We start from the raw sequence: 8513 nt of genomic DNA, 5'->3' as shown, positions 1-8513 counted from the left end.
GGACGGTCGCCGCGATCGTGGCCGGGGCCGGGCTCGGGGTCGCCGGGGCCGTCGTGCAGGCCGTGACGCGCAACCCGCTGGCCGACCCGGGCATCCTCGGCGTCACCTCGGGCAGCGCCTTCGCCGTCGCCCTCGCGGTCGGCTTCGCCGGGGTCACCTCGGCGAGCGGCTGGGTCTGGTTCTCGTTCGTCGGTGCGGGCCTCGCGACGGTCGCCGTCGCCCTGATCGGTGGCGCCGGACGAGGAGGCGGTGGTCCCGCCCGCCTGACCCTCGCCGGCCTCGCGCTCGGGTCGGTGCTCGCGGGGATCACCTCGTCGATCGTGCTGGCCGATCCCCGCCGTTTCGACGCCGTCCGCGCGTGGGAGGTCGGCTCGCTCGCCGACCGCGGCTGGGAGCCCGTGCTCACGGTGCTGCCCTTCGTCGCGGCCGGGGTCGTCGTCGCCCTGATCGCCTCGCGCCCGCTCGACGCCGTCGCGCTCGGCGACGAGCACGCCGCCTCGGTCGGCGTCTCGGTGCCGGCCGTGCGGGTCGTCTCGTTGGTCGTCGTCACCCTGCTGGCCGGAGGCGCGACCGCGGTGGTCGGGCCCATCGCGTTCGTGGGGCTCATGGTCGCGCACGCCGCCCGCGGCGTCGTCGGGCCCAGCCAGCCGTGGATCACCGCCCTCTCGGCCGTGCTCGGGCCGGTGCTGCTGCTGCTCGCGGACGTCCTCGGCCGCGTGGTCGCTCCCCCGGGCGAGCTGGCCGCGGGCCTCGTCACGGCCGCCGTCGGCGCCCCCGTGCTCATCGCGATCGCCCGACGCCGACGGGTGGGTGGCGCGTGACCGGGGGCACGGGGCCGGACACGCGCCCGACCCGGGGCACGGGCACGTCGTCGGGTACGCGGACGACGTCGGCCTCCCCGGGTGTCGGCCCGCGCCTCCTGCGCTCGTGGCGCTCGACCGGCGGGCGGCGACGCACGGCGACGCTGACGCTGGTCGTGGTGGCCGTCGTCGTCGCGATCGTCGCCCTCGGCATCGGCGACTACCCGCTCAGCCCGCCCCAGGTCGTGCGGGCGCTGTTCGGCGGCGACGGGTTCGCCTCGACCATCGTGCTGAACTGGCGGCTGCCGCGCGTCCTCGCGGCCCTCGTCTTCGGCGCCGCACTCGGCGTCTCGGGCGCCGTCTTCCAGTCCCTGACCCGCAACCCGCTGGGCTCGCCCGACGTGATCGGCTTCTCGACCGGCGCCTACACCGGGGCGATCGTCGTCATCGTGTCGGGTGCGGCCTCGACGATCGGCACGGCGGCCGGCGCCCTGATCGGCGGGCTCGTCACCGCGCTGGTCGTCTACCTGCTGGCCTACCGTCGCGGCGTGCACGGGCTGCGGCTGATCATCGTGGGCATCGGCGTCACGGCCCTGCTGCACTCGGTCAACAGCTGGTTGCTGCTGCGCGCGCAGAACGAGGTCGCCCTGACCGCGTCGTTCTGGGGGGCGGGCTCGCTCGCGCTGGTCGGCTGGAAGCAGCTCGTCCCGGCGCTGGTGCTGCTCGTCGTGCTGACCCCGCTGGTCATGGGGTTGTCGCGTCCCCTCCGGCAGCTCGAGCTCGGCGACGACGCCGCCCGGTCGCACGGCCTGGGCGCCGAGCGGTCGCGCCTGGCGCTCGTCGTCGTCGGCGTCGCACTGACCGCCGTGGTGACCGCCAGCACCGGGCCGATCGCGTTCGTGGCCCTGGCCGCGCCGCAGCTGGCCCGACGCCTGGTGCGGTCGGCCGGGGTGCCGCTCGTCGCCGGCGGACTCGTCGGCGGGGTGCTCCTGCTGGTCGCCGACCTCGTCGCCCAGCACGTGGCCGCCAACCCGGTGCCGGTCGGCCTCGTCACCCTCGTGATCGGCGGGGTCTACCTGATCACCCTGCTCGTCTCGGAATCCCGGAGGTCCGCGTGAACGCCGACGACACCCGCCCCTCCCGCCTCGTGGCCCGCGGCGCGCACCTCGCCTACGACCGGCGAACGGTGAGCGAGGCCGTCGACGCCGACGTGCGCGACGGCTCGTTCACGGTCATCGTCGGGCCGAACGCCTGCGGGAAGTCGACCCTCCTGAGGGCCTTCGCGCGCCTCCTGAAGCCCCGGTCGGGGTCGGTCCTGCTCGACGGACGCGAGCTCGCGGGCGTGCCGGCGAAAGAGGTGGCGCGCATCGTCGGGTTGCTGCCCCAGACCTCGACCGCGCCCGACGGCATCACCGTCGCCGAACTCGTCGCCCGGGGCCGCTACCCGCACCAGGGGCTCTTCCGGCAGTGGACCGGCACCGACCGCGAGGCCGTCGACGCGGCCCTGGCCGAGACCGATCTCACCGAGCTGGTCGACGTGCCCGTCGACGAGCTGTCGGGCGGCCAGCGCCAGCGAGTGTGGGTCGCGATGGCGCTCGCGCAGCAGACCCCGGTGCTGCTGCTCGACGAGCCGACGACCTACCTCGACATCGCGCACCAGTACGACCTGCTCGACCTCTTCGCCCGGCTGCACGGGCAGGGCACGACCGTGGTCGCGGTGCTGCACGACCTCAACCAGGCCGCGCGGTACGCGACCGACCTGATCGTGATGGCCGACGGCGACGTGGTGGCGACGGGAACCCCGGCCGAGGTGCTGACCGAGCAGCTGGTGACCGACGTGTTCGACCTGCCCTGCGTCGTCGTGCCCGACCCCGTGACCGGGTCGCCGATGGTCGTGCCGCGCCGCCGCTGAGGTCGGGTGGGCCCCCGGGGCTCCTGCGAGCAGGATGGACCCATGAAGATCGAACTCGACGGCACCACCGCACTCGTCACCGGCTCGACCCAGGGCATCGGCTTCGCGATCGCCCGGGGGCTCGCCGCCGCCGGGGCCCGCGTCATCGTGAACGGACGCTCGACGGAGACCACGGGGGCGGCCCGGGCGCGCCTCCTCGACTCGCTGGCCGGCGACGCCGCCTTCGCGGCCCTCGACGCCGGGCCCCGGGAGGCGCGGGTCGTCACGCTCGCGGCCGACCTGGCCACCGAGGCGGGCGCGCAGGCGGCGGTCGAGGCCTTCCCCGAGGTCGACGTGCTGGTGAACAACCTCGGCGTCTTCGGCTCGGCCGACGCGTTGAGCATCGACGACGACGAGTGGCGCCGCTACTTCGAGACGAACGTGCTCTCGGCCGTGCGCCTGACGCGGGCCTACCTGCCCGGCATGATGGAGCGCGGCTGGGGCCGCGTGCAGTACATCGCGAGCGACTCGGCGATCGTGACGCCGGTCGAGATGATCCACTACGGGGTGTCCAAGACGGCCCTGCTCGGGGTGTCGCGGGGGTTCGCGAAGGCGGCCGCGGGTTCGGGCGTGACGGTCAACAGCGTCATCGCCGGGCCGACGCACACGGGCGGCGTCGAGGAGTTCGTGCGCGAGCTGGTCGGCGACGACCTGCCCTGGGACGAGGCCCAGCACGAGTTCATGCTGAAGCACCGACCGCAGTCGCTCATCCAGCGACTGATCGAGCCGGAGGAGATCGCCAACATGGTGGTCTACCTCAGCTCGCGCTTCGCCTCGGCGACGACGGGCGGGGCGCTGCGGGTCGACGGCGGCTACGTCGACGCGATCGTCCCGTAAGGCGGGAGGCGATGTCGAACCACCGACGTGGTGTCGAACCATGCACATCGGCGGTTCGACACCACCCCGGTGGTGCGACCCGGGGGCACAGGCGGGTGCAGGCGGGTCAGGCCTGGGCTTCGGCGATGACCTCGGCGCTCCAGCCGTCGTACCGACCGCCGGATCGCTGCACGACGTCGAACACCTCTCGGGTGAAGGTCACGGCGCGGTCGTCGTCGAGCGCGTCCTCCCGGCTGGCCCGGAGATCTGCCCCCAGCAGACCGTGCCGGGTGACCGTCGCGTCGTAGCCCGCCGTGCGGAGTTCGTCGGCCGCGCGTTCGGCAGCCGATCGGCGCGAGAAGTCGGCCGCGTGCGTGACGGTCCGTGCGAGGTCGAACCGATCACGGAGCTCGTTGCGGGTCACCAGCTGGGCGGCACACCGCTGGAGGTGGACGACGAGTCCCTCGTCCATCGTCGTACCCCGGGCCCCGACTAGCGGGTGCGGGCGGCGGGACGTCCGCCGCGGCCCCGGCGGTCGGCACGAGGCGCACGGGTGGGCAGCACCGCCGCGACCAGGAAGAAGACGATGCCGAAGATGACGACGATCGACCCGATGACCATGAGGGCGATGATGACGGTTTCCATCCGCCCATCCTCCCGGGCGGGCGGGGCGGGCACAAGGCGCGACTCCTGAGCATCCGCCGCCCGCGCCTCCTCGGGGTACGCCTCCCAGCGTCGGGACCACCCGCGGTGGGCAATCAGTCGTACCACCGGCACGGTCCGCACGCCCTCATTCGGCCCGATGACGGTGGCGCGCCGTAGCGTCGAGTCCGCCGGGACGACGGGGGTCGTCGCCCGGCCCCACGTCTTCTCCGAGGAGTCCGAGTGACCAGCGACACCACCACACGCCCCACCCTGTTCTGCCTGCACGCGCTCGGCATGAGCCGGCTCGAGTACGGTCCCGTCACCGAGGCGCTCGGCGACGACGTCGAGGTGGTCGCCCTCGACCTGCCCGGCTTCGGCGACGCCACCACGGCCGACGGGGTGACCGTCGACGACATGGTCCGTCAGGTCACCCGGCAGATCCGCCGGCACGGCGCCACCCGCTGGCTGCTCGTCGGTCACAGCATGGGTGGCAAGATCGCGTCGATCGTCGCCGCGCGCACGCTCGCCGGGCAGGGCGGGCTCTTCGGCCTCGCCGGGGTCGTGCTGCTCGCGGCGTCCCCGCCGTCACCCGAGCCCATGAGCGAGTCGAACCGCGAGCAGATGATCGCCGCGGCCGCCGCCGGCCCGCTCGACGCCGACACGGCCCGCAGCTTCGTCGACGACAACGTCGGCGCTCCCCTGGCCACGCCGCTCGACGACCAGGCCCTCGCCGACCTGCACCGCACCTCCCCCGAGGCGTGGACCGCATGGTTCGACCGCGGCAGCCGCGAGGACTGGTCGGCCGAGGTCGGCACCCTCGACGTGCCCGCCCTGATCGTCGCCGGGGGCGCCGACGGGCCGTTGGGCGAGGACGCCCAGCGTCGCCTGAACGGCGCCGTCTACCCGCGTGCCACGCACCTCACCCTGGACGGCGCGGGGCACCTGTTGCCGCTCGAGCGCCCGACCGAGGTCGCTTCGGCCGTCCTCGACTTCTGGCGCGACGACGCGGGGCGGGCTCCGGTCATGTCGGACGACTTCGCCCGCGTCATCGCCTCGAGCCGCACCGCCTCGAACACCCGCGGCATCCTCGCCCGGCGCGCCGTCGCCGACGACCCGCGCTACGTCCCACAGGTGCTGACCGAGGCGCAGCTGACCACGTTGCGTGCCGTGGCCTCCCGCGTCGTGCCGCAGGACGACCCCGACCACTCGGTCGACCTCGCCGCGCGGGTCGACGCCCAGCTCGCCGCCGGCTACGGCGACGGCTGGCGCAACGCCGACCTGCCGAGCGACCCCGAGGCCTACGCGCTGGGCCTCGACGCCCTCGCCGACTTCACGGGGCTGACCTACGAGCAGCAGGACGAGCGGCTCGCCGCGATCGTCGCGGGCGATCCCGACGACGCCCTCGGGACCGTCGGCGACAGCGGTGGCGGCGACTCGCACCACGGCGGCGACCAGGACGACGCCGGGATGACCGGCGGCACCCCCGGGCGCACGGGGCAACCCAGCCCCGACGAGGCCCACCCCTTCTCGGTCGAGCAGCTCACCGCGTGGTTCGAGGACTGCCGCGTCGACCTGGTCAAGCTCTGGCTCGCCCACCCCGCGACGATGGAACGCATCGGCTTCGACGGTTTCGCGAACGGCCGTGCCGGTCGCGCCCTGCAAGGATTCAGCCGGCTCGGTGCCGGCCAACGAGAGGGCTGGGAACCAGCCATGGAGGTCACCCGATGAAGCTCGACGGACAACGCACCTACGACGAGTCCGAGGTCGTCGACGCGGTCGTGATCGGCACCGGCGCCGGTGGCGCCCCGATCCTGGCGAAGCTCGCCCTGCAGGGCCTCTCGGTCGTCGCCCTCGAGGCCGGCCGCAACTTCGAGCCCGACGAGTACACGCAGGACGAGATCGAGGCCGTCAAGATCAACTGGATGGACGAGCGCCTCAGCGGCGGCGAGACCCCGACCGCGTTCGGCCAGAACAACAGCGGCAAGGGCGTCGGCGGTTCGACCCTGCACTGGGGCGCCTTCACCCCCCGTCCCGACGAGCGCGACCTCAAGCTCAAGTCCCTCACGGGCAAGGGCGAGGACTGGCCGGTCGACCACGCCGAGCTGATCGGGTACATCGAAGAGGTCGAGCACTTCGTCGGCGTCTCCGGCCCGGCCGACTACCCGTGGGACCCGTCGCGGTCGTACCTGATGCCGCCGCCCGCCCGCAACGCGTCGAGCGACATGATGATCCGCGGGTGCGAGGCCCTGGGCATCCGGGCCACGGACGCCCCGGCGGCCCTGGTCAGCCGTGACTGGCGCCAGGAGCACGTCGGCACCCGCCCGGCCTGCGTCGGCTGCGGCAGCTGCCACCAGGGGTGCCGCAGCGGCGCCAAGGTCAGCATGGACACCAGCTACCTGCCGATGGCCGTCGCGAACGGGGCCGAGATCCGCCCCGAGTCGATGGTCACGGGCATCGAGCTCGACGAGGCGGGCGAGGTGTCGGCCGTGGTCTACGTCCGCGACGGGGTCGAGCACCGCCAGCGCACCGCCGCGCTCTTCCTCTGCGCAGGCGGCGTCGAGACCCCGCGCCTGCTCTTGCACGCCGGCATCGCCAACAGCAGCGACCAGGTCGGCCGCAACTTCATGGCCCACGGCGCGACGCAGGTCTGGGGCACGTTCGACACCGAGATGCGCGGCTACCGCGGGTACCCGTCGTCGATCATCACCGAAGACACGATGCGGCCCGAGGGCGTCGACTTCGTCGGCGGCTACCTGATCCAGAGCCTCGGCGCCATGCCGTTGACGCTGGCGACGACCCTGGCCCGCGGTGCCGGCCTCTGGGGCCCCGAACTCGTGGAGGCGCTCGACGACTACCGCTTCATGGCCGGCGTCGGCATCAACGCCGAGTGCCTGCCGAGCGAACAGAACCGCCTGACGCTGTCCGACGAGGTCGACGAGTTCGGCATGCCCAAGGTCGTCGTCACCTTCACGCCCGGCGACAACGAGAAGGCGATCGACGACCACGCCGTCGAGACGATGACCGCGATCGTCGAGGCGGCCGGGGGCCGCGACATCCGCGTCCTGGCCCGCACGGCGCACACGATCGGCACCTGCCGCATGGGCACCGACCCGGCGACGGCCGTGGTCGACCCCGACGGGCGCAGCTTCGACGTGCCGAACCTCTGGATCGCCGACAACTCGGTCTTCCCGAGTGCCGTCGTCGCGAACCCCGCCCTGACGATCATGGCCCTCGGCCTGCGCACCGCCGACCGCTTCCTGGCGAGCGCCGGGCTGACGGGCACCGTCGCCGGCGAGCGCGTCGGCGCGGACGTCTCGCGCGTCGTCGACGCGGCCTGACCTGCAGCACGCGACCCGCGCCTCCTGAGCTCCCCAGCCCAGGAGGCGCGGGTCGCGCCGGCGAGGAACGCCCCCGTGACGCAGGGCCACGGGGGCGCCCTCTCTCCTAGCCCTTACGCCACAGGTCGAACACGAACCGGGCCACGGTCACGAACAACGTCGCGATCTGCAGCCACGGCACGGTCTTCCTGGGCTGGCCCTCGGCGTCTTTCGACATGAGGATCACCTCCTGGTGTGCGCGCCGGCGGACACGAGGAGCGGAAGGTGCCAGGGATGCAATCCAGGAGGACCTGGATTACAATTGACCGAGTAGTGAACTCGGGATTGCTAGCATCCCTGGTCTTCCACTCGGAGGACAAACGAAGCCCACGATCGTTCTAGCGGTCGTGGGCTTCACTCTTGCCCGGGGCCGTGACCCGGCGGTGCCCGGCCCCAGGGACGATCCTAGATGAGACATGTCGGTCCGGCGGCGGGGGGTTCGTCCTCCCGGCGCGCGGCGTGGTCCCCGAGACGGACGCGACCCGGCTCGCCCGTTCGTAGGCTCGACGGATGACCTCTCCAACCCCGCGCCGGGCGATCGCGACGTCGGTGGTGGCTGCGGTTGTGGCCGGGGTGGCCGACGGGCGGTCGGCCGACGGCCTGTCGTTCGGCGTCCAGACCGGGTGCCTCTCGTGACGCCGCCCGTCGAGTGGTCGCGAAGCGTCCCTCCCGCCGTGCCGAAGGACGATTCGGGACCACTCGACCCGCGGGCCGCAGGTTCGGGGGATGCTCGACGACTGCGGCTGCGGATGCGGCTGCTGACGGCGGTCGCGGCGGCGGCGACCGTCGCCCTCGGCGTCGTCGCGAAGCTCGCCGTCCCCGGGCTGACGGGCGACCTGCTCGGCTCGGCGCTCTACACCGTGCTGCTCGCCCTGCTGCTCGCGCTCATCGCCCCGCGCCTGGCCGCCCCACGCCTCGTCGCCC

9 protein-coding genes are annotated in these 8513 nt (G+C 73.6%); 7 read left to right on the top strand and 2 right to left on the bottom strand.

All coding sequences use genetic code 11. The annotated features are described in order from the left end of the window. The 4 genes from IFT36_RS13850 to IFT36_RS13835 all read left to right on the top strand — a co-directional run. Positions 1 to 821, top strand: an 821-nt coding sequence (locus IFT36_RS13850) for a FecCD family ABC transporter permease (protein WP_200413418.1), incomplete at its 5' end; no start/stop codon positions are given. After that, positions 818 to 1918 (top strand): FecCD family ABC transporter permease, encoded by a 1101-nt coding sequence (locus IFT36_RS13845; protein WP_307785115.1) that lies wholly within the window; start codon positions 818 to 820, stop codon positions 1916 to 1918. The genes IFT36_RS13850 and IFT36_RS13845, both read left to right, overlap by 4 nt. Further along, on the top strand, positions 1915 to 2712 hold the full coding sequence (locus IFT36_RS13840; RefSeq protein WP_056044437.1) for an ABC transporter ATP-binding protein: 798 nt from the start codon (positions 1915 to 1917) through the stop codon (positions 2710 to 2712). Before IFT36_RS13845 ends, IFT36_RS13840 begins: the two co-directional genes overlap by 4 nt. A gap of 42 nt (positions 2713 to 2754) precedes the next feature. Then, positions 2755 to 3588: an SDR family NAD(P)-dependent oxidoreductase gene (locus tag IFT36_RS13835; RefSeq protein WP_200413417.1), complete on the top strand. Its 834-nt coding sequence runs from the start codon at positions 2755 to 2757 to the stop codon at positions 3586 to 3588. A gap of 106 nt (positions 3589 to 3694) precedes the next feature. On the opposite strand, the gene IFT36_RS13830 is transcribed toward IFT36_RS13835, so the two are convergent. Together IFT36_RS13830 and IFT36_RS13825 are read right to left on the bottom strand one after the other, a co-directional pair. Further along, the gene (locus IFT36_RS13830) at positions 3695 to 4039 is read right to left on the bottom strand and encodes a ribonuclease E inhibitor RraB (protein WP_192122843.1); all 345 of its coding nucleotides are present in this window, start codon (positions 4037 to 4039) and stop codon (positions 3695 to 3697) included. A gap of 20 nt (positions 4040 to 4059) precedes the next feature. After that, a complete protein-coding gene (locus IFT36_RS13825; protein WP_157485223.1) occupies positions 4060 to 4212 on the bottom strand; it encodes a hypothetical protein in 153 nt (50 codons plus the stop codon). A gap of 240 nt (positions 4213 to 4452) precedes the next feature. Between IFT36_RS13825 and IFT36_RS13820 the strand changes: the two genes are divergently transcribed. The 3 genes from IFT36_RS13820 to IFT36_RS16820 all read left to right on the top strand — a co-directional run bounded on the left by IFT36_RS13820 (position 4453) and on the right by IFT36_RS16820 (position 8225). After that, entirely contained in the window at positions 4453 to 5940 is a 1488-nt protein-coding gene (locus IFT36_RS13820) for an alpha/beta hydrolase (protein WP_192122844.1), read from the top strand. Continuing rightward, positions 5937 to 7550: a GMC family oxidoreductase gene (locus IFT36_RS13815; protein ID WP_173154349.1), complete on the top strand. Its 1614-nt coding sequence runs from the start codon at positions 5937 to 5939 to the stop codon at positions 7548 to 7550. The genes IFT36_RS13820 and IFT36_RS13815 overlap by 4 nt, the downstream gene beginning before the upstream one ends. A 549-nt stretch (positions 7551 to 8099) precedes the next feature. Continuing rightward, positions 8100 to 8225, top strand: coding sequence for a hypothetical protein (locus tag IFT36_RS16820; RefSeq protein WP_274598580.1), 126 nt, complete (start codon positions 8100 to 8102; stop codon positions 8223 to 8225). The last annotated feature ends 288 nt before the right edge of the window (positions 8226 to 8513 follow it).

Origin of the sequence: Frigoribacterium sp. CFBP 13605 (genome assembly GCF_014839405.1) — a bacterium.
GTDB lineage: Bacteria > Actinomycetota > Actinomycetes > Actinomycetales > Microbacteriaceae > Frigoribacterium.
This window is presented reverse-complemented; position numbering and strand designations above follow the sequence as displayed.

Excerpts from the sequence above, each read along its gene's own strand:
- IFT36_RS13830 (WP_192122843.1), bottom strand. The coding sequence starts at position 4,039 with ATGGACGAGGGACTCGTCGTCCACCTCCAGCGGTGTGCCGCCCAGCTG.
- IFT36_RS13815 (WP_173154349.1), top strand. The coding sequence starts at position 5,937 with ATGAAGCTCGACGGACAACGCACCTACGACGAGTCCGAGGTCGTCGAC.
- IFT36_RS13825 (WP_157485223.1), bottom strand. The coding sequence starts at position 4,212 with ATGGAAACCGTCATCATCGCCCTCATGGTCATCGGGTCGATCGTCGTC.
- IFT36_RS16820 (WP_274598580.1), top strand. The coding sequence starts at position 8,100 with ATGACCTCTCCAACCCCGCGCCGGGCGATCGCGACGTCGGTGGTGGCT.
- IFT36_RS13835 (WP_200413417.1), top strand. The coding sequence starts at position 2,755 with ATGAAGATCGAACTCGACGGCACCACCGCACTCGTCACCGGCTCGACC.